General features: G+C 21.8%; 21 protein-coding genes, 3 tRNA genes and 1 pseudogene. 20 read left to right on the forward strand and 5 right to left on the reverse strand.

What is annotated here, in order from left to right; genetic code table 11:
• The first annotated feature begins 130 nt into the window (after positions 1 to 130).
• A complete protein-coding gene (locus D9V65_RS01305) occupies positions 131 to 994 on the forward strand; it encodes a methyltransferase (RefSeq protein WP_158341789.1) in 864 nt (287 codons plus the stop codon).
• Positions 995 to 1,077: 83 nt separating this feature from the next.
• On the opposite strand, the gene D9V65_RS01310 is transcribed toward D9V65_RS01305, so the two are convergent.
• Positions 1,078 to 1,165, reverse strand: a tRNA-Leu gene (locus D9V65_RS01310).
• A 46-nt stretch (positions 1,166 to 1,211) separates the two neighbouring features.
• Positions 1,212 to 1,282, reverse strand: a tRNA-Cys gene (locus D9V65_RS01315).
• 224 nt (positions 1,283 to 1,506) lie between these two features.
• On the opposite strand from D9V65_RS01315, the gene D9V65_RS01320 reads away from it, so the two are divergent.
• Positions 1,507 to 1,593, forward strand: a tRNA-Ser gene (locus D9V65_RS01320).
• A gap of 58 nt (positions 1,594 to 1,651) precedes the next feature.
• Here the strand turns inward: D9V65_RS01320 and murJ are convergent.
• Together murJ and flgA are read right to left on the reverse strand one after the other, a co-directional pair.
• On the reverse strand, positions 1,652 to 3,184 hold the full coding sequence (murJ, locus tag D9V65_RS01325) for a murein biosynthesis integral membrane protein MurJ (RefSeq protein ID WP_158341790.1): 1,533 nt from the start codon (positions 3,182 to 3,184) through the stop codon (positions 1,652 to 1,654).
• A gap of 393 nt (positions 3,185 to 3,577) precedes the next feature.
• The gene (flgA, locus tag D9V65_RS01330; RefSeq protein ID WP_158341791.1) at positions 3,578 to 4,246 is read right to left on the reverse strand and encodes a flagellar basal body P-ring formation chaperone FlgA; all 669 of its coding nucleotides are present in this window, start codon (positions 4,244 to 4,246) and stop codon (positions 3,578 to 3,580) included.
• A 107-nt stretch (positions 4,247 to 4,353) separates the two neighbouring features.
• Between flgA and D9V65_RS01335 the strand changes: the two genes are divergently transcribed.
• The 18 genes and pseudogenes from D9V65_RS01335 (at position 4,354) to D9V65_RS01420 (ending at position 19,946) form a co-directional block, all read left to right on the forward strand.
• Positions 4,354 to 4,941 (forward strand): hypothetical protein, encoded by a 588-nt coding sequence (locus D9V65_RS01335; protein ID WP_158341792.1) that lies wholly within the window; start codon positions 4,354 to 4,356, stop codon positions 4,939 to 4,941.
• A 35-nt stretch (positions 4,942 to 4,976) separates the two neighbouring features.
• Positions 4,977 to 5,399: a hypothetical protein gene (locus tag D9V65_RS01340; RefSeq protein ID WP_158341793.1), complete on the forward strand. Its 423-nt coding sequence runs from the start codon at positions 4,977 to 4,979 to the stop codon at positions 5,397 to 5,399.
• Between the two features lie 248 nt (positions 5,400 to 5,647).
• Positions 5,648 to 6,946, forward strand: coding sequence for a hypothetical protein (locus D9V65_RS01345; RefSeq protein WP_158341794.1), 1,299 nt, complete (start codon positions 5,648 to 5,650; stop codon positions 6,944 to 6,946).
• Between the two features lie 91 nt (positions 6,947 to 7,037).
• The gene (locus D9V65_RS01350) at positions 7,038 to 7,796 is read left to right on the forward strand and encodes a hypothetical protein (protein WP_158341795.1); all 759 of its coding nucleotides are present in this window, start codon (positions 7,038 to 7,040) and stop codon (positions 7,794 to 7,796) included.
• An 18-nt stretch (positions 7,797 to 7,814) separates the two neighbouring features.
• Positions 7,815 to 8,612, forward strand: coding sequence for a flagellar basal-body rod protein FlgG (gene flgG, locus D9V65_RS01355; RefSeq protein ID WP_158341796.1), 798 nt, complete (start codon positions 7,815 to 7,817; stop codon positions 8,610 to 8,612).
• A 61-nt stretch (positions 8,613 to 8,673) separates the two neighbouring features.
• Entirely contained in the window at positions 8,674 to 9,402 is a 729-nt protein-coding gene (locus D9V65_RS01360) for a flagellar basal body L-ring protein FlgH (RefSeq protein WP_187305760.1), read from the forward strand.
• A 154-nt stretch (positions 9,403 to 9,556) separates the two neighbouring features.
• Positions 9,557 to 10,696 (forward strand): flagellar basal body P-ring protein FlgI, encoded by a 1,140-nt coding sequence (gene flgI / locus D9V65_RS01365; RefSeq protein WP_158341798.1) that lies wholly within the window; start codon positions 9,557 to 9,559, stop codon positions 10,694 to 10,696.
• On the forward strand, positions 10,693 to 11,031 hold the full coding sequence (locus D9V65_RS01370; RefSeq protein WP_158341799.1) for a hypothetical protein: 339 nt from the start codon (positions 10,693 to 10,695) through the stop codon (positions 11,029 to 11,031). Before flgI ends, D9V65_RS01370 begins: the two co-directional genes overlap by 4 nt.
• Before the next feature lie 590 nt (positions 11,032 to 11,621).
• Positions 11,622 to 12,566 carry an RluA family pseudouridine synthase gene (locus D9V65_RS01375; protein ID WP_158341800.1) on the forward strand — a complete coding sequence of 315 codons (945 nt, stop codon included), beginning with the start codon at positions 11,622 to 11,624 and terminating at the stop codon, positions 12,564 to 12,566.
• A gap of 119 nt (positions 12,567 to 12,685) precedes the next feature.
• Positions 12,686 to 12,859, forward strand: a complete 174-nt coding sequence (gene rpmF, locus D9V65_RS01380) for a 50S ribosomal protein L32 (RefSeq protein WP_158341801.1) — start codon at positions 12,686 to 12,688, stop codon at positions 12,857 to 12,859.
• A 300-nt stretch (positions 12,860 to 13,159) separates the two neighbouring features.
• Positions 13,160 to 14,095, forward strand: a complete 936-nt coding sequence (locus D9V65_RS01385; protein ID WP_158341803.1) for an ACP S-malonyltransferase — start codon at positions 13,160 to 13,162, stop codon at positions 14,093 to 14,095.
• Positions 14,092 to 14,817, forward strand: a complete 726-nt coding sequence (gene fabG, locus D9V65_RS01390) for a 3-oxoacyl-ACP reductase FabG (protein WP_158341805.1) — start codon at positions 14,092 to 14,094, stop codon at positions 14,815 to 14,817. The genes D9V65_RS01385 and fabG overlap by 4 nt, the downstream gene beginning before the upstream one ends.
• Before the next feature lie 45 nt (positions 14,818 to 14,862).
• Positions 14,863 to 15,111 (forward strand): acyl carrier protein, encoded by a 249-nt coding sequence (gene acpP, locus D9V65_RS01395; protein ID WP_158342169.1) that lies wholly within the window; start codon positions 14,863 to 14,865, stop codon positions 15,109 to 15,111.
• 366 nt (positions 15,112 to 15,477) lie between these two features.
• On the forward strand, positions 15,478 to 16,113 hold the full coding sequence (tmk, locus tag D9V65_RS01400) for a dTMP kinase (RefSeq protein WP_158341807.1): 636 nt from the start codon (positions 15,478 to 15,480) through the stop codon (positions 16,111 to 16,113).
• The gene (locus D9V65_RS01405; RefSeq protein WP_158341809.1) at positions 16,106 to 17,098 is read left to right on the forward strand and encodes a DNA polymerase III subunit delta' C-terminal domain-containing protein; all 993 of its coding nucleotides are present in this window, start codon (positions 16,106 to 16,108) and stop codon (positions 17,096 to 17,098) included. The genes tmk and D9V65_RS01405 overlap by 8 nt, the downstream gene beginning before the upstream one ends.
• A 28-nt stretch (positions 17,099 to 17,126) precedes the next feature.
• Positions 17,127 to 17,902: pseudogene (locus tag D9V65_RS01410) on the forward strand (TatD family hydrolase).
• Between the two features lie 129 nt (positions 17,903 to 18,031).
• A complete protein-coding gene (gene ptsG, locus D9V65_RS01415; RefSeq protein WP_158341811.1) occupies positions 18,032 to 19,480 on the forward strand; it encodes a PTS glucose transporter subunit IIBC in 1,449 nt (482 codons plus the stop codon).
• A 103-nt stretch (positions 19,481 to 19,583) separates the two neighbouring features.
• Positions 19,584 to 19,946, forward strand: a complete 363-nt coding sequence (locus D9V65_RS01420; RefSeq protein ID WP_158341813.1) for an HIT domain-containing protein — start codon at positions 19,584 to 19,586, stop codon at positions 19,944 to 19,946.
• Between the two features lie 226 nt (positions 19,947 to 20,172).
• Here D9V65_RS01420 and asnS read toward each other — a convergent pair whose 3' ends face one another.
• A complete protein-coding gene (gene asnS / locus D9V65_RS01425) occupies positions 20,173 to 21,570 on the reverse strand; it encodes an asparagine--tRNA ligase (RefSeq protein WP_158341815.1) in 1,398 nt (465 codons plus the stop codon).
• Positions 21,571 to 22,095: the final 525 nt, after the last annotated feature.

A 22,095-nucleotide genomic window follows, 5' to 3' on the forward strand; every position in this document is an offset into this window, starting at 1 on the left:
CCGGTATGATTATTTATAATCTTTCTTATCTATTAAAAAAAAAAATTTTATTTTCTGGAAATATTCAAGATGATTTGCCAGTAAAGTTAGAGTCTATTTTTTCTATTATACATACTGTAAAATATAGTAAATGGGAAAGATTAAAAAGTATAACAAAAAAAAAATTTTTTTTGGAGTATTTATTCCTGAAAATTTTTCAAAAATATGTAATACAATAGTGTATTTTTGGCCAAAAAATAAACAGGAAGCTATTTTTCAAATGAAATATTTATTTTCTATATTTTCTATTTCGACAGAAGTATTTATTATAGGAAAAAATAGAAGCGGAGTAAAAAGTGCTGAAAACATGTTAGAAGAATGGATTAATTTAAAAAAAATTCAAGGAAAAGATCGTTGTACATTATTTTATGGAAAAATAAAAAAAAAATATATATTTATATTAAATAATTTTATAAAAAGTTATTTTTGGAATAAAATACATATTTCTTGTTTACCAGGAGTATTTGGATATTCAGGAATAGATTCTGGTACTTTATTATTGCTATCAACGCTGGATTTTAAAATTTATGGAGATATATTAGATATTGGATGTGGATCAGGTATTATATCTATTCAAATTTTGAAATTATTAAATAAAAATAATATAACTGTAAATCTTTTAGATGAATGTGCTTTATCTTTATATTCTAGCAAATTAAATATTGAAAATAATAATTTAAAAGCATCTGTATTTGAGAGTAATATTTTTTCTAGGATTGATCAAAAGTTTAATTTAATTATTTCTAATCCTCCTATACATAATGATTTGAAGCAAGACTTCTTTGTTTTAAAAAATATCATAAAACAGTCTAAAAATTTTTTAAAAAAAAATGGAGAATTAAGGATTGTAATAAATTCATCTTGTTCTTTTGAAAAATATTTTAAAAGACATTTTAAAAAAATTATTATTTTAAAAAAAAATAAAAATTATAAAGTTTATCAAGGATTGAAATAAAAATAAGTTTAATTTTATTAAAGTAAGAAATTTTTTTAGTTAATAATTATTTCTAAATTATTAAAGTAAAAGTATATAAATTGTGGTACCCGGAGCGGGAATTGAACCCGCAAAGCATTTATAGCCGAGGGATTTTAAGTCCCTTGTGTTTACCAATTTCACCATCCGGGCATTTACAGATTTAAATAAATAGATAATTTTATATATATATTTTTATAGGCGCGTCCCGGAATCGAACCGAGTTTTCCGGATTTGCAGTCCGTTACATAACCGATCTGTCAACGCGCCTATAGATAATATAACTATATTTAAATTATATTAAAAACAATAATTTTGTTTATATAATACAAATATATATATATAGAAACTAATCAAAGTATATCAGAATAAATAAAAAAAATAAAACGTTTTATTATCTATAAAACAGTAAAAATGCTTGCATTAAGTACATGATATATGATATATATTTCATATTATTTAATTTAATACAGATAAGATTTATTTAAAAATATGGAGGGGTGGCCGAGTGGTTTAAGGCAGCGGTCTTGAAAACCGCCGATGACTAACATCATCCGAGAGTTCGAATCTCTCTTCCTCCGAAGATTTAAAAAAAATATATGTTTAACTAAAATAATTATTTATAAAATTTTTTAAATATCAAAGTAGTTTTTTATTATCAAATATATAGTAATTTAATATATTAAATGTAATTAAATATGTTATCCAAGATATTAATATTGTTCCAGTTATGCGGAAAATTCTAAAAATCATAGATCCATATCTCCAATCACATATATTATATAAAATTATGCTAATAACATATTTCATTACTAATATAGAAATAAATAATTTTAATAAAAATTGCCACCATTCAGATGAAAAAGATAATTTTTGAAAAGAGTGTAAATTCTTATACAACAAAAAAGTGTTAATCCAAGATGATATTGATACAGAAATTGCAAGTCCTACATGTTTAAAAAAATATATAAAAAATATGTTTATTATCGTATTGATAATGATGGTTAATAATGAACATTTCATTGGTGTAGTGAAGTCTTTTAAAGCAAAAAAACTAGAAGATAGTATTTTTACTAAAATTAAACCAATAATTCCTATTGAATATGATTCAACAGTATTTTTTGTCATAAAAGTATCAAAATCATTAAAATTTCCATATTGAAATAAAGAAATTACTAAAGGTTTTGCTAAAAAATATAATAGCAAACTGCTTGGTAATCCTAATATAAAAGATAATCTTAATCCCCAATCTAAATTTTTCTTATAATCTAAAAAATTATTTTTTACAACATTTTTCGTTAAAACAGGTAATAAAATAGTTCCTAAAGATATTCCTAATACACTAGTTGGAAATTCTAATAGTCTATCAGCATAATAAATCCAAGAAATAGATCCAGCATCTAAAATAGAAGAAAAGAAAATATTTATTATTGTAGATAATTGAGAAAAAGCTACTCCAAAAATAGCTGGAATGATACCTTTTAACATTTTAGTTAATTTTTTATTTTTTATATTTATAACTGGATATGGCAGCATATGGATTTGTTGTATTTTTGGTAGTTGGTATAAAAATTGTATTATTCCTCCTATAAGAACACCCCATGCTAAACAAAAAATATTTTCTTTAAAATACGAGTGTAGAAAAATTACAAAAAAAATAATACTAAAATTTAGAAAAATAGGAGATATTGCTGGTAAAAAAAAATAATTCCATACATTTAAAATAGAAGAAGCCATGCAAGCTAAGGATACAAAAAAAACATATGGAAACATAATTCTTAATAGAACAACAGCAGTATGAAAAAGCTCTGGATTATTGTAAAATTTAGGAGATGTAATAAAAATTATTTCTGGAGAGAATATTATTCCTACTAGGATAATTACTACTAACATTAAACTCAACATTCCAGAAACATAAGATATAAAAAATCTAGTTTTTTTAAACTTTTTTTTATTTTTGTACTCTGTTAGCATGGGTATAAATGTTTGAGAAAAAGCTCCTTCTGCAAAAATTTTGCGCAATATATTAGGTATTTTAAATGCTACAAAAAAAGCATCTGTTTCTATAATAGCTCCAAACGTTGTAGCGATTAACATATCTCTTATAAAACTTAAAATTCTAGAAAACAAAATAATAGTGCTATTTATAAAAAAAGGTTTAAAAAGATTCATATATTATTTCCTCCTATATGGTTTAGAGAAATATTTGAATCAAAAATATATTTCAATTATTTAACGTTAAAAACAATTGGTACATTTTTTAAAAAAAGCAAACAAAAATAAACAATGTACATAAATATGATATATACAATGATAATAAATCTGTTTTATACTAAACGAAATTTATTTTTTATAATTTAAAGGCATTTTAATAAATGTTTTTTAACAAATTAATTTTAGTAAAATAAACGTGTTGAGTTAACAATAATAATTTTTATTTTTAAAAAAAAGTTTTTTAGTTACAATATAGTTATTAACTATAAATAAGATAACTTTTAAAATTTATTATTTAAAAATTAAATAATATACATAGTTGCAAAAAATATTTTTATGTTTTAAGTATATTCATAATAACAATCTGACATTTCCATCGTTATTAAGTTGACCTGTAACTATGTTACCTGAATATAAAATAACTTTAACTTTATCGCCTATACAAGTATTATTTAGAGCTATACCGAGAGTTGATATATAAATATTTAAAAACTCAAAAAAAACTTTAATTTTATCATTTTTTTTTATAACAAATGTAGGTTTTAAAGTAGAACTAGTTATTATTTGATGGGAATACATCGCTTGATTTATTATTTTATTAAGTATTAAATTTTTATTTAGAATAGCGTCTTGTGGTAAGCAATCGAAATTTCCAAATTTAGATATAAAATTATTTTTATTTAAAACAGAATATTTTTTTAGTTTCTTATTAGTTAAAAAGTAATATCCAATAATTTTAATATAGATATTTATTTGCATCGTTTTTTCTGCGGTTACCATTAATATTTTTGTATTTCCCCATTTTTTATAATGATAAGGAAGAATAAATCGGGGTGTATAGGGTGTATTGCACAATTTTTTTTTAGTTAGTATTTTTAAATCAATATGGTTTAAATAGATAGGGTTATTTCTTTTTAAAAAATTTATAATTTTTTTTGATAATTCTGAAGAAAATGCGTTATTTACGCTAATAAAAAATATAATTATGCATACGAAAGATTTTATTTTATAATTATTCATAGATTTTTTAATATATTTGTTGATCTTAATTAGTAATTATAATAAAAAGTATAAATGTTTAATATTAATTAAAAATTTGTAATTTAATAATATAATTAAGGAATTTTATGATTTCTAAATTAGATTTATATTTTAAAGATGATTCTATAATGTTAGAGTTGTTAACATTAAAAGAAAATAGTATAGCTAGTAATATAGCTAATATTAATACTCCTAATTATAAAAAAATAGATGTAAATTTTTTAGATGAATTTAAAAAAAAAATAAAAAATTTAATATATATAAAAAAAAATAATTCTATTATAAATAGTAAAAAAAAAACATTTGTTAATAATTGCAAAAAAAACTTAAAAAAAAATATAGTAGTAGATAAAACTGTTGATAAAAATTTTATTTTTAATGAAAGTAATTTATATTCTAACATACATAATTCGTTGTTTAATGACATTAAAAATAGTATTAAAAGTATTGATGAAAAGAACAATTTATTATATCAAGAAATAACTAATTCTATGCTTCAAAATATAATTGAATCAGATAGTTGTAAATTAAACGTTACGGATGATAGTAATGATAGCAATGAAATTGATTTAACACATGAGAGAATTAATTTTGTTGAAACAGAACTAGAACATAAAAAAGAATTAGCTATTATAAAAAATAAAATAGATAATATACTAACAGTTTTAGATTAATAGTATTTTTAAATAAAAGATAAGGAGAAGTAAATATGGATGTATTTGACACATATAAAATATTAGGTTCTGCCGTAGAATCGCAAGAACATAGTATGAATTTTTATGCTAAAAAAATGTCAAATTTAGAATCTTATTCGTATAAAAGAAAAAATAATATTTTAAATAAACAAAAAAAAGCTGTTTTTAAATTTGATCCTATCAAAAATAGTAATTCTTATAAAATAGGTGGTGTTAAATTAATAATTGAAAACAATAAAACTGATGATAGTATTGTAAGTAAAAGTTTTAAAAAAAGTGAATTTAGTAATGAACAGTATAATTCAATATCAGATATTAATTTTATTGACAATTATATAGGATTTATAAAATCTTCTAATCAGTATAAAATTGATTTGTCTATGTTGAGTTCGAACAAATCTATTATATTAAATACTTTGTCTATTATCGAGAAATGATATATAATATATTTTTTATAATAATAAAAAATAAAATATTTAAAAAATAAATAATTTTATTATTTACATAAATTATATTAAAAAAATGAATTATTTTCTATAAAATAATAGTATACTAAATATTAAGTAATTTAAAAAATATTTGTACTAAAAAAATAAAGAAGTAATTAGATTTAAAAACAGTAATATATATTACAAACCATTTCAAACAATAAAAAACTAAAAATATTATTAAGGAGAGTTTTTATATGTCTTTAGAATCTCTTGAAAACTCAGTTCAAAAATTTCATAATTCTATACAATCACTACAATCAACAATGTTACAATGCAATAAAAAAAATGAAGTAGTTTCACAATATGACGATGAATCAAACTTTCAATACGAAAATATAAATAACAGTCCATATAATAGCGAAACTAACTTCGGTTTTGAACAGGTAGACGAAAACGGAAGTTGTTTGTCTTTAAATAAAGTGGATAAGCATGCAAACCGAAATTTGTATACTAATATTAGTCCTAACGCTTATTTTAGGTTATCGGATAATAATAATTATATCTTATATTCAAAAAATGGACATTTTTTAATAAATGAACATGGAGATGTAATAACAGAACAAGGTTACCGGTTAACGGGATATAATATTAAAGGATGCAAAAAAGCATCGGAATTTATAGATCATTCTTTGCCTAAAAATTTAAATCTTTCTAATGCATACAGAATAGATTATAAACCAACTACTAGGTTAGCATTATTTTCATATTTAAATATGAACGCTCCTGTTTTTGCTAATAATCCTTATGATTATGCAAATAAATCAACATGCAGTAATAATATAAAAACAGTAATTTATAACAAAGATGGAAAAGAGTGTATTGTAGATTTAAATATATTAAAAACGGGTGATAGAGAATGGACTGTATCAACTTCTATTCACGATGATAGTCAACTAGCATCTGACGCTCCTAATATTTTTAAAGATGAAAATTATTATCAAGGAAGCGATGAAAAAACAATTGTATGTGATCCTTTTACTTTTAAATGTGATGACAATGGCAATATTATAAATTCAAAAAAACTAATAAATATCACTTCTTCAGATAAAAGGTATGTTACTCCTTTAGCTATAAATTTACAAAGCGTAAGAATAAGCAACGATGATAATTTTCCTAGAGATTATACTCATGTACAAGCAAATGGATTTCCTGAAGGTACTTTAAATAAATTTATAACAGATAATGAAGGGTTAATAACAGGATATTATTCTAATGGGAAAAGACTGCAATTAGCACAAATGTCCATTTTAGAAGTTAACGATCCAAGTGATTTATCAACAGTACCTGCTCAAAATATTGTATCTAGTATTACAAAACAAGAAAATGAAAACAATCAAGATAGAAACATTGCTATTAATTATGATTATGATCATCAGTTAAATAATCAAGAAATGTCTAATTTAAAGTTAGATAATCATGAAGAAAATAATTCTAAATTAGATATAATTACTGTTGATAAAAATAATAATATACTAAGTATATTAACGAGCTAAGTTAAATATAGATTTTTATATTAGAAAATATACTAGTTAATTAAATTTAGTTAAATATTTAAATATGTTTAATACAATAAGAAAAAAATAAATGAATTCTGGAATAAATGCAGTATTAGAAGCTGCTAAAAATACCGTAATTAAACATGAAATAGTATTAAATAATTTATCTAATATTGATACGACCGGGTTTAGAGAACAATTTTTTTCTTTAACTATAAATAAAAGAAAGAATAATGTTCTTAACAATAAAGAACTCTATTTAAAACCTGTAGTTTTTTATAGTGATAAACCTGGAAGTATACAAGAAACTAATAGATCATTAGATATTGCTCCTCTTCAAAATTATTGGATAACTCTTAAAAATCCTATTTCGAATAAAGAAATGTATACTCGAAATGGTCATATGAGTATTGATTCAAAAAATAGACTAACTGTAAATAAACATTTAGTTTTAGGAGAAAACGGTTATATTTTAATTCCTAATTATGAAAATATAAACTTTTTAGAAGATGGGACTATTGTATCTACCTCAAAAGGGAAAAATAAATATTTAGGAAAATTAAAGTTAACGTGGTTAAGAAGCAAAGATTTAAAAAAAAGTAATTATAGTTTTTGTTATGATGCATGTGATAAAATAATGGAAGACAGTAAAAGAAAAAACCATAATTTATTAACAAATGAAAAGAAAATAAAGTCAAAATCATTAGAAACTAGTAATGTAGATTTAACAAAAAATTTACTACAATCCATTGATTGTTGTAGAAAGTTTGATTTTTACACCAATATTGTTGAACATGATATAGAAAATGACAATCTTTTAAACAAATTCGTAGATACTAATAGTTAAAATATAGGAAAAAAAGATATGTTCGCTTCTTTATGGATTGCAAAGACTGGATTGGATGCTCAGCAATTAAATATGAATGTTGTTTCTAACAATTTAGCTAATGCTAATACAAATGGATTTAAACGTTCTAGAACTATGTTTGAAGATTTAATGTATCAAAATATAAGATCTCCTGGTGAATTGTCTTCTCAAAATTCTAATTTTCCTTCTAACTTACAAATTGGTACAGGTGTTAGACCTATTTCTACAGAAATTATTGATACGCAGGGAAATTTAACTCCTACTAATTCATTTAAAGATTTAGCAATCGATGGAAATGGGTTTTTTCAAGTAGTTTTACCTAATGGAAAGTTGGCCTATACAAGAGATGGTTCATTTAATATAAATCAAGATAATCAATTAGTTACTAATTCAGGATTTCCTGTACAGCAAGAATCTGGAATAATTTTCCCAAATAATTTAGTTAATGATCCTACTATAGGATTAGATGGTTCTGTAACAGTAAATTCGTCTTCTGGAGACAATAGTACTCTTGAACATATAGGACAAATAAATTTATTTCATTTTTCTAATACTTCTGGATTATCTAATATTGGAAATAATTTATTTGTTGAAACACCTTCTTCTGGAAGTGCGATAGAAAGCAAACCGGGAAGCGAAGGAATTGGAAGCATAAAATCACATTTTTTAGAATCTTCTAATGTAAATATAGCTGAAGAATTAGTAAATTTAATACAGATACAAAGAGCATATGAAATTAACGGAAAAGCAATATCTAGTGCAGATCAAATGTTACAAAAATTATCTCAATTGTAATATATTTTTATATATTATTAATTATAATATATAGTCTTAATATTAAAAAAGGTATATTTCATTGTTCAGATCATTATTTAAAACACCTAAATGGTTTTTTTTAGTTACAGCTATTTTAGCATTGAATGGTTTTTCTTTATATACTAGTGAAAATTATATAGATCCAGTAATTAAAAATTATAAAAAAGACAATCAAATTTTATTAAAAGATTTTGATAATTCAGTATTGTCTGAAGATTTAAAAAACAAAATAAGCAGTTTATCTAATCCTTTCTTAAATGAAAAAAAAATATATAAAATAGGAGAAACTATTACGTTGTTACTAGAAGAAAATATTAGTGCAAGTAATAGTTCCGTGTCTTCTTTAATAAGAAATGGTAATAGTAGAGTAAATATTAATTCTTTTCCAAATCCATTAGATTTTTTGTTAAAATCAAAAACAAATAGATCTAGAGCGGAAATAAATAGTGAATCTAAAAATAATTTTTCTGGAAAAGGAAATACATTTTCAAAAAATACTTTTACAGGCATTATAACTGTTACTATAACTGATATATGCAAGAATGGAAATTTAAAAATATTTGGTCAAAAACAAATATCTATTAATCAAGAATCAGAATTTATTCGTTTTTCTGGAGTAATAAATCCTGAAAACATTAGTATAAATAATGTAGTAAAGTCACATGATGTAGCAAATGAAAAAATAGAATATTACAATAATGGAAGCGTTAGTCAGAATAGTAAAACTAATTGGATGCAAAAGTTGTTTTTTTATTTTTTCCCAGGTTAGAGTAACATTTAAAAAAATGATAAATGTTACATAAACAATTTTTTTTATTATAATAATTAAAATTGTTAATTTTTTAAATTCTATTAAATATGAAAAAAATATATTTTAAAACATTATAACTTATCTAATAGATTTTTTTAAAAAAAGGTTTTATATGTACAAAAAATCATTTTTTTCAACTTTTTTTATAGTTATTTTTTTTGTTTTATTTTCTTGTTCTTATGCTCAAACAATTAATAAATTAACTACTATTGAAGGTGTTAGAGAAAACGAATTAATTGGATATGGTTTAGTAGTTGGGTTGCCAGGTACAGGTGATTCTGTAAAACAATCTCCTTTTACTTTTCAAGCGCTATATAATTTACTACATAAATTAGGAATAAATATACCTGAAAAAAATAAATGTTTAGATTCTAAAAATACAGCTTCGGTAGTAGTTACTGCTAAATTACCTCCTTTTGCTAGATCTGGACAAAAAATCAATGTAGAAGTTTCATCTGTTGGAAATAGTACCAGTTTATCTGGAGGTACTTTATTATTAACTCCTCTTTTAGGATTAGATAATAAAATATATGCTATAGCTCAAGGAAGTATTCCGTTTTTTAATGAAAAAAAAATAAGCAATATTATTAGTCATCGTTATTTTATTTTTAATTCACGTAATAACAATGTAGCAATTTTAAAAAACAGTGCTATTATTGAAAAATCAGTAGATAGTAAATTTGGAAATAAAAACACTATTAATTTTCAACTAAACAAACCTGATATTATTATTGCACAAAAAATAAGCGATCGTATTAATTTTTCTTACAAAAATGCATCTTTTGTATTAAATCCGAATATTATTCAACTCAACATTAACAAAAAAAGTTATAAAAATATTATAAATATGATTTCTGATATAGAAAAGATGTTTATAAACATCAATGTAAATGAACCAAAAATTATTGTAAATAATAGAACGGGACTAGTAATATCAAATGCAGACATCAAGGTAGGATCATGTACTATTGTAAGTAAACATTTTTCATTACTCATAAAAATTAATAAAAATGATCTTTCAGGTTGTTCTGATCAACAAAAATTCGATTTTTTATCTAAAAAATTTGATAATAAAAAAATTTACCATAATAACAAACTTAATACAGTATTGATAAAGAATGCTGTTGATATACATGTTATATTATCTATTTTAAATAAATTTCATATAACTCCAGATGAAATAGTATCTATTCTTACGTCTATGAAAGACGTTGGAGCACTTCCAGCTACTTTAGATATAAGAAAACAATGAAAATTCAAAATAATAGTATAGATTTAATTTATAATAATTATGAAAATAATAAATTAAATATAAATTCTTTAATACAAACTAATGATTTAAAAAAAAAAATAAACATAAAAAATAAAAATTCTATCATAAAATCTATAGAAACAATATTTATAAACATGGTTTTATCTAATAAAAATACATTATGTAGTGAAAATACTTTTTTTAACTCAGATCAAATAAAAATGTTAAATAGTATGTATACTTATCAATTGTCAAGTGTTTTGTCAACAAAGGGATTTGGAATAGGTAATTTGTTATGTGAAAAAATAAGTTCAAAAAAAAATAAAAACACATAAATTTTATTTTAAAAATAGTTTTATTTTATATTTAAAAAATTAAATTTATAAAAAATTTTATTAAAAATAGAAATTATATTGTTTTACTTTTCTTATTATTGTTAAAAAATTTAAATGTGTAATCATTTTTCTATTAAACAACAAATTCTATTTTGCTATTAGTAAAAAATGTAAATAAAAATTAAATTTTATCTGTTATTTAATAGATAAAAATATTTTTTAAAAAAAATATAATTAATTTTTATCAATTCTAATGGTTTAAAATTGTTTTTTATTTTAATTTCAATAAAAATTAGTCAATTATTATTGAAAAATATTTTAGAATCATTATTTTTATATTTTATTAGTAATAAAAATTTAGACGATATTAAAAAAACAAAAAATAAAAATATTTTTATATAAATAATATTTATTAATACTAAAATTAGTGGTTTTTTTTAATAAAAAGGATTAAATTATTAATTTAATAATTACATTTAATTTAAATAAAAAATATTTTTTTTGTAAAAATTATTTTTATTATTTTTATTAGAGAATTTACTTTATAACACAACTAAACGATCTAAAAAAATATTTTAGAGAAATACAATATGGAGTTTAAAAAATTAATATGTAAAACAATAGTTATTGATCAAAATATGATAAATAGAAGAATAGATAATGTTATTTTTAACTTATATAAAAATGTTCCTAAAAGTATGATTTATCGGTTAATAAGAACTGGAAAGATTAGAATAAATATACAAAAAATAAAGCCATTTTATAAATTAAAAAAAGGGGATATAGTACATATTCCTCCAATTAATACAATAAATAAAGTAGAAAAAAAAATAATTTTATGTAAAACTATAAAAAAAACTATCATATCTAGTATAATGTATGAAGATGAATTTCTTCTTATAATTAATAAACCCGCAGGAATAGCTGTTCATGGAGGTAGTGGAGTAAAATTTGGTATAATTGAAATTTTTAGACATATTAGACCAAAAAATAAATATCTTGAATTAGTTCATAGATTAGATCGTGAAACTTCTGGAACGTTAATAATAGCTAAAAAATATTCATCTTTGAAAAAATTGCATGAACAATGGATTAATAATAAAATAAAAAAAAAATATATTAGTATAGTTCATGGACATTGGCCTAAGAATCAAATAAGCATTACTCAACCATTGTTAAAAACGTTTCAGTCTAATAAAAAACGGATGGTTGTTATAAGTGATAAAGGAAAATTTGCAAAAACGTTTTTTTTAGTAAAAAAATATAATACTAGTACTACTTCTATAGAAGTAACACCTGTTACTGGAAGAACTCATCAGATTAGAGTACATAGTTCTTTTCTAGGATTCCCGATAATATTTGATAAACGGTACGGTAATACTAAATTAGATAAAATTTTGTTAAAAAAAAATAAGAATGTTTCTTTATTTCTTCATGCTTCTAGTATACAGTTTAAACATCCTGAAAATAAAAAAGATTTTTTTATAAGCGCTCCATTATCAAAAACGTGGATAGATTATGAAAAAAGTTTATAATTAATTAAATTAAATTTAAAATAATTAAACGTATTTTTATTAATATATAATAATTACATATTAATATTTTTTTAATTATTTCGATAACATTAAATATTTTTTAAAAATAAAGGAAAAGTATGGCAGTTCAAAAAAATAAACCTTCTCGTTCTAAGCGTGGAATGCGTAGATTACATGATAAAATTTTTTCTCCTTCTATATCTAAAGATAAAAATTCAAACGAGTTGCATATAAGACATAATATTACTGCAACAGGAAATTATAAAGGCAGAAAAGTGATTTTTAAAAAATAAAAAATATTTACAATTTTTAATAAATGATTTAAAGCTACAAACATAATATTACTGATCATTTTAAAGTAAAAAAACTCATATAATTAAAACATGTAGTTTTTAATTTTATTGTTTATTACTGATGGTAAAAGTAAAAATTTATTGTTATAAAAATAACTTTATTATTTTTAATATAAGATTTATATCAATAGAGATATGGAATATATAATGTATATATTTTTTAATTTTATTAAATATTACTAATTTTATAGATGTAAAAAATTGTACATGTACAGTATTATTTAGAATATAGAAGGTAATATGTTGTTTGCAATGATTTTTCCCGGACAAGGTTCTCTTAACGTACATAATACATTTAAGTGTTTAAACTCAAGCAGCTTAAAAATTGTAAAAAATACGTTTGAGGAAGCTTCTGAAATTATCAAATTGAATTTGTGGGATATTTTTTTTTATTCTAAAAATAAAAACCATTCTTACATACAAATAGTAATATTAACAATATCTGTAGCTATATATAGAATGTGGATGACTATTACAGGAATTAAACCAACAATAATGGCAGGACATAGTTTAGGAGAGTATTCAGCTTTAGTATGTTGTAATATTTTGAGTTTTTCAGAAGCAGTAAAAATTATACATGCAAGAGAAAAAATAATGACTTTTGCGTGTAAAAATTTTGAAGGTAGCATGTTAACAATAAAAGGATTAAAACTAGAAAATATAAAAAAATTAATTATATTAAATTTTCCTAACCCAGCAATTTCTATAGCATGTATAAATTCTAGAACAAATATAGTTGTTTCAGGAAAGATAAAATATATAAAAAAAATGCAACTACTATGTGAAAAATATGGAGCGAAGTTTACAAAAATACTTCCAATTCATATTGCTGCGCATTCTTATTTAATGAAACCAGCAGCTAAACGTCTATATAAATTAATCAAAAAAGTTAAATTTCATAATCCTGTATGTCCAATAGTTAATAATACTTCGATAAAATGTGAAACGTCTTCTATTTTTATAAAAAAATCTTTAATTCAACAATTATATAAACCAGTTAGATGGATAGAAGTGATGCAATATATTTTTTCTAAAAAAATAAAATTGTTTTTAGAGATTGGATCTTCTTCTATTTTAACTCATCTTAATAAAGATATAAATGGTATTACTAGTATTTCATTATATAAAATGAGCAATTTTTTAAAAGCATTTAAAATTTTAAGTAAAAAATCATGACTTTTTTAGGTAAAATAGCAATAGTTACAGGTGCTAGTAGAGGAATAGGAAAATCAACAGCAATTATGCTAGCAAATAAAGGAGCTACAGTTATAGGAACTTCTACTACTGAGACAGGTGCTAAGAGTATAAAAAAATATTTAAGAAAAATGTCTGGAGACGGAGTTATACTAGAAATAACTAATATTTATTCAATAAAAAAATTAATTAAATATATTTTAAAACATTTTCATCGTATTGATATTTTAATAAATAATGCCGGAATTGTAGAAGATAATTTGTTATGCAAAATGACATTTTTGCAGTGGGAAAAAGTATTAAGAGTTAATTTAAGTTCTGCATTTTATATTTCTAAATTAGTAGTTCCATTAATGAAAAAACAAAAATATGGAAGAATTGTTACAGTAAGTTCAATAGTAGGATTTATCGGCAATGTTGGACAAATTAATTATGCTTCTTCTAAATCCGGATTAATTGGTTTTAATAAATCTATGGCTTTAGAATTATCTTTTAGAAATATAACTGTTAATATTGTAGCTCCAGGTTATATAAAAACAGATATGACTTCAAGAATTAAAAAAAAAATATTAAATAAAATACCAATGAAAAAATTCGGAACTAAAGAAGATGTTGCTAATGCTATCATTTTTTTATCTTCAGATTGTGCAAAGTATATTACTGGTCAAACATTACATGTAAACGGTGGATTATTTATGAATTAACAAGTGAAAGATAAACTTTTTAATATACATTTAGGATATACAATAATGAAAGACATAGAAGAAGAAATGAAACAAATTGTTTCAGAACAACTTGACATAAAAAAAGATAAATTATCTAAAACATCTTTTTTTTCAAAAGATTTAGGAGCAGATTCTTTGGATATAATAGAACTTATTATGTCTATAGAAGAAAAGTTTGGTGTTAACATTTCAGATGAAGAAGCAGAAAAAATTACTACTTTACAACATGCTATTGATTTTGTTAAAAAGTATAAATCTTCTTTAAATGATTAGATTGCTATTTTTTATTAATAAAAATTATTCTCGTATAATTATACGATAATCATGAAAACTTCTCTTTATAAGAAGTAAATACATTTATTCTTATAATAAATATTAAAAATATATTATTTATTTATAATAAAATATATTTTTACAAAAAATTATATGAATATTTTTTGAATCTAGAAATCAATTCTTATACAAATTGTATATTATTTATTTTTTTCGTTAGTTGTTCATGTTAATAATCTTTTTTTTGAATGTTAAGAAAAGTAAAATTATGAATGTTGTTTTGTTTATCGCACATTCATATTTTGCGTTCAAATAATGTTTTTTAGTTCAGTATATGTGCTTTTATTTTATAAAAAGAAAATAGATATGATTAGAAATAAATTTATAGTAGTGGAAGGTATAGAAGGAGCTGGAAAAACTACAGCATCAATTTATATAAAAAATATTTTAAGAGATATTGGTATTAGAAATGTTATTTCTGTAAGGGAACCAGGTAGTACTGAATTAGCAGAAGAAATAAGGTATTTAGTAAAAAAAAATTTTAGTCATGATTTAATTACTATTAATACAGAATTATTATTAATGTATGCAGCAAGAACTCAATTAATTGAGAGTATTGTTAAACCACAATTAAAAAAAGGATATTGGATTATAGGAGATAGACATTATTTTTCTTCGTATGCTTATCAAGGAATATTTTCAAAAAGTATTAAGAAAAAAATTTCTGTTTTACAATCTATTTTTTTTGGATCTTTTAAACCTGGTCTAACTTTTTTTTTAGATATATCTCCATGTACTAGCATAAAAAGAATAAAAAAGCGAAAAGTATTAGATAGAATAGAAATGAAAAATATTAAATTTTTTTCTAAAGTTAGACTAGAATATTTAAAGTTAGTAAATAAATATAGTAACTGTATTACTATTAATGCTGAAAGAAAAAAAGATGAGGTTCATAAAGAAATAAAAACTAAATTATATACATGGATTAAAAATTATGAATAATAAGTATCCGTGGATAGTTGGTTTATATAATCAGGTAATTAATCAATATAGACAAGGTTATAATAATAAATCTATTGTAATTAATTCCATGATAGGTACTGCATGTTCTGTTTTAATATGGAATATTATTAAATGGATATTATGTGAAAGAAAAAAAAATATATATAGTTGTAACCAATGTGTTTCATGTATTTTAATGAACTTAAAAAATCATCCAGATTTTTATTTTATAGATTTAAAAAAAGAAAAATCTGATTCTTACATAGAAAAAGCTATTGATCTAGTAAAAAAAATTATTGCTAGTACATCTCATCAGAATAGTGCAAAAATTATTTTTTTTTCTAATAGTAATAATATACCTGTTTCTTTTATTGATTTTTTATTAAAGATAGTAGAAGATTCTTATTCTAATACTTTTCTTTTTATAAAAAACTATTTTTCTGACATGTTACCAACAATATTTATTGGTCGTTGTATTACATATAATTTGTTTTTTTCTGTACGGGATAAAAAAAATATTTTATGGTTACAAAAAGCAACTAATTCTTCGTTAAAGTTGTGTATGATTATGCTAAAATTGAGTAATGGATCACCATTAGTTGCATGTTATATGTTGAAACATACACTCTTAAAAAAAAGAGAATCATTTTACAAACAATTTAATTCTTGTCTAAGAAAAAAAAATTTTTTTTTATTGTTTCCTTTTTTTGAAGAGATAAATTTTAGTTTAATTATTTTGTGGATTTATTCTATTTTAATAGATGCCATTAAAATAAAGTATTTAGATGAATCCTATTTAATTAATTTAGATCAAAAATTATTAATTTTAAAAATTTCTTTTAAATATTCATTTAAAAAGTTAAGTTTAAGTATACATTCTTGGTTTAAATGTAGATTTAATTTAATAAACATTATTGGAATAGATCAAAATGTATTAATTACAAGTGAATTACTAAAATTTGAAAAAATTTTTTTTCATATTTAACATTTATTTAATTAAAGAGATAAAACATATGTTCTTAGTAGATTCTCATTGTCATATAGATGATTTAGATTATAAAAAATTACATATTAATATAAATGATGTTTTAGATAAAGCAAAAAAAAAAATGTTCATGCAATTTTAGCAGTTTCAATTTCGTTAGAAAAATTTAAAAAATTTTTTTTAGGAGAAGATTTGCGTTCAAAAGTTTGGTATTCGTGTGGAATACATCCTTTGTATTGTAGTAATAATAGTTCTCTTCTAGAATTAGAAAAACTTGCTAATAACCGAAAAGTAATAGCAGTAGGAGAAACAGGATTAGATTATTATCATAATAAAAAAAATATTAATCTTCAAAAAAAATTTTTTAGACAACATATTAGAACTGCTATTAATCTTAATAAACCATTGATAGTTCATATGAGAAGTTCTAGTTTAGATGTTTTAAAAATATTAAAAGAAGAAAAAGCATATATTTGTAAAGGAGTTATACATTCTTTTACAGAAAGTAAGTTAATAGTTAAAAAAATTTTAGATATGAATTTTTTTATTTCTTTTTCCGGAATTACAACATTTAAAAATGCACAACATTTAGTAGAAGTTGTTAAATATGTTCCAATAGAAAGAATGTTAATAGAAACAGATTCTCCTTATTTAAGTCCTGTTCCATATCGTGGAAGAGAAAATCAGCCTGCTTATTTGTATAATATAGCAAAATGTTTATCTAAAATAAAAAATATGGATTTAAACGTTTTTTCAGCAATTACAACAAAAAATTTTTATAAATTATTTTTTAAGCGTAATTAGTAATGTTTTAAAAAAATATTATTTTTTACGAGTTTACTAAGTCAATTTTTAATATTTAAAATAATTTAATTATTATTTTTCATATATTAGTTATATTTTTATGTATAGTTATAGAGGATAATATAATTTATGTTACAAAATGCATTTTCAAGTTTTCAAAAAATTGGAAAATCTTTAATGTTACCAGTTTCTGTACTTCCAATTGCAGGTCTTTTTTTAGGTTTAGGATCTGCAAACTTTCATTATATTCCAGCGGTTATTTCTAAAGTGATGATTGAAGCAGGAAGTTCTGTATTTTCTAATATGTCAGTTATTTTTTCTATAGGAGTGGCATTAGGTTTTACTAAAAATGATGGAGTAGCTGCATTATCAGCAGTTATTTCTTATGGAATTATGAAAAAAACAATGTTTGTTTTTACTCCATTTTTTTTAAATCAATCATTAAATAATGTATCTTTAAATTATTTTTCTGATACAGGCATATTAGGTGGTATTCTTGTTGGAGGAATGACTGCATATTTATTTAATATTTTTTCTAAAATTGAGCTTCCAGAATACTTAGGATTTTTTTCTGGAAAAAGATTTATTCCTATGATTACAGGTATTTTTTCTGTTTTTTTAGGAATATTACTTTCTATGGTTTGGCCTTCAGTAGGACAAATAATTCAAAATTTTTCTTTATGGGCGGCTTATCAAAGTCCAGGAATAGCATTTGGAATTTATGGTTTAGTAGAGAGAATACTTGTTCCTTTTGGATTACACCATATATGGAATGTTCCTTTTCAAATGCAAATTGGAGAATACATAAATTCTTCTGGCAAAGTTTTTCATGGAGATATAGCTAGATATATGGCTGGAGATACTACTGCTGGAAGATTATCTGGCGGTTTTTTGTTCAAAATGTACGGATTACCAGGTGCTGCTATAGCTATTTGGCACACAGCTAAAACAAAATACAAAAAAAAAGTGGCAGGGATTATGATTTCAGCTGCTTTAACTGCTTTTGTAACTGGAATTACAGAACCAATTGAGTTTTCTTTTATATTAGTAGCTCCTATATTATATGTAATTCATTCAATTTTATCTGGATTAGCTTTTACTATATGTGTTTTATTAGATATGAGAGCTGGAACTAGTTTTTCACATGGAATTTTAGATTTTTTAATATTAAGTGGAAACAGTCATAATCTGTGGTTATTTCCGATTGTTGGAGTACTATATGCTATAGTTTATTATATTATTTTCTATTCTTTCATAATAATTTTTGATTTAAAAACTCCTGGAAGAGAATATTTTTCAGAATCATTAAAATCTAAAAATATAGAAAAAATAGTTTCTAAAATAGTAGATGCTTTTGGAGGAGTTGAAAATATCGTTAGTATAGATGCTTGTATAACTCGTTTAAGAGTATCAGTTAAAGATAATACTAAAGTTAATCAAATACAATTAAAAAAAATTGGTGCTTTAGGAGTAATAATTTCGGGATCTGGAATACAAGCTGTTTTTGGAACAAAGTCAGATAATATTAAAACGGCTATTGACGAATATATAAAAAATTATAAAATTACAAAAAAATAAATTTTTTCTATATAGATATACATATTATAGTAATTTAATATAGAATTAATTTCGCGTGTTTTTTATTCACTAAAACAGTATTATTTTTTTATATGAGGATTATATGGATACAAGTAATGAAAAAAAATCTATTATTTTTAAAAATATAATATTACGCAAATGTTTTGCAATAATTGAATATCAAGATGAATTAATAACAGCTTTTGAAGATAAAAATAAGTTAGCTCCAATACATATTTTGATTGTTCCTAATAATTATATACAATCTATGGCTTATGTTAAGTCTAAAAACAAGTTATTACTTGGTCATATGTTATATGTGGCTACAAAATTAGCTAAAAAATTTAATATATCTAAAAATGGATATAGAATAATTATTAATTGCAATAAACATGGAGGTCAAGAAATTCCTTATCTACATATTCATTTATTAGGGGGTAAAAAATTAAGTAATCATTTTTGTTAAAATAATGGTGAAAATTTAATTTTATAGATTTATTTTAATGAAAGTATTTATGTTTAGTTTAAGAAATTTAATTTTAAACAATCATTTTTAACAGTATGTAAAATTAGTTAATAATTTTGAATTATATAACAATGAATTGATGTATTAAAATAAAGAATATATATAAAGTTATTGTACAATGCGTTAAGTATTAGTGTTTAGATATATATATAGGAATAGTTTTTTATTAAAAACTAGAATTTTTTACTGTTCTTGGAAATGGAATTAAGTCTTTTACGTTAGACATTCCAGTAACATACGACATTAATCTTTCAAATCCTAATCCAAATCCAGAATGAGGAACTGTTCCATAATATCTTAAATCTCTATACCATTTATAGTCTTTTTTATTTAAACCACATTCATTGATACGTTGGTCTAAAATTTTAATTCTTTCTTCTCTTTGTGATCCTCCTATAATTTCACCTATTTCAGGAAAGAGTATATCCATAGCAGCTACTGTTTTTTTATCTTTATTTATTCTCATGTAAAAAGGTTTTAACAATTTTGGATAATTAGTTATTATTACTGGATTGTTAAAATGATTTTCTACTAAATATTTTTCATGAAGAGAAGATAGATCTATTCCAAAACATATGTTATCTGTTTTAAATTGATTGGATTTTTTTAATATTTCAATTGCATCTATATAGTCAATTTGAAGAAAATGATTTTCTATACAATATGTTAATTTTTTAAATAAATTTTTTTTTGAAAATTTTTCTAAGAAATAAATATCGTCAGCATTATTTTCTAATACTTTTTTAATAATATATTTAATTATATTTTCAGATAATTTTATAATGTCATTTAAATTGGAAAAAGATTGTTCGACTTCTACCATCCAAAACTCTGATAAATGACGACTAGTATTAGAATTTTCTGCTCTGAAAGTAGGTCCAAAAGTGTAAGCTTTTGATATAGCACAAGCGTATGATTCTAAAGTTAATTGTCCTGATACAGTTAAAAAAGATTCTTTTCCAAAAAAGTCTTCCTTAAAGTTTACATTTTTGTGTACATCTTTAGGAATATTTTTAAAGTCTAGTGTAGATACGCGAAACATAGCTCCGCTACCTTCTGTATCTATACTCGTAATAATAGGAGTTGGAATCCAATAATATTCGTTTTTAAAAAAAAAATTATGTAATTCAAATGAAAGAGTATTTCTAATTCTACAAATTGATCCAATAACATTAGTTCTAGCTCTTAAATGAGATACTTCTCTTAAATATTGAGTAGTATGATTCTTAGAAGAAATAGGATATTTTTTTGGATTATTAACCCATCCTAGAACAGTAATAGATTGTGCTTCAATCTCATATTTTTGTGATTTTCCTTTTGATAAAACTAATATACCAATTATTGATATAGAACAACCAGCAGTTAAACACAATACATCTGTAGAATAATTTTTTATAGAAGAATGAGCTATTACTTGAATAGTATGTATACAAGATCCATCATATATATTAAGAAAAGAAATTCCTATTTTTGAACTTCTTCGGGTTCGAATCCATCCTTGTATTTTTATTTTTTTATTAACTTTTATTTTTTCCATGAATATAAGTTTAATCGGGATTACCATGAAATTTTGTTTTCCTAAATGAAAAATAAAAAATTTAAATGTTTTCACTTTATACTAACATAGCTTTAATTTTATGAAAATTTATATTTACAAAAGTATAATATATTTTATATGTATTTATGAATAAAAATTATTTTATTAATAAGAATTATTGACATAAAATTTAAGATAAATTATTTAATTTTTAATTTTAAAAAATTAAAAATTAAAATCATTTATTATCTATCATAAAAATTAAAAATAGTATTAAATAATTGTTTTTGTTAATAAAAACACGCATAAAAAAATAAAAAAAGACTGTTTTATAAATGTTTTATATTAGAATTGTAGTATATAAATATTGGAATATTAAAATGTATTGCATATAAATAAGTACATATAAAATGTATAAAAATAAAAAAATGTATATAATTTCAAATTTTTTATGTTTAATTTTATAAATTAATCAGGAATATTTTTTCAAAAAAATAAAAAGTAATATAATTTTTGAAAAATATCTTTTTATTTATAAATCAAAAAAATAAA

Origin of the sequence: Buchnera aphidicola (Anoecia oenotherae), assembly GCF_005080765.1 — a bacterium.
In the GTDB taxonomy this organism is placed as follows: Bacteria; Pseudomonadota; Gammaproteobacteria; order Enterobacterales; family Enterobacteriaceae; genus Buchnera_E; species Buchnera_E aphidicola_AB.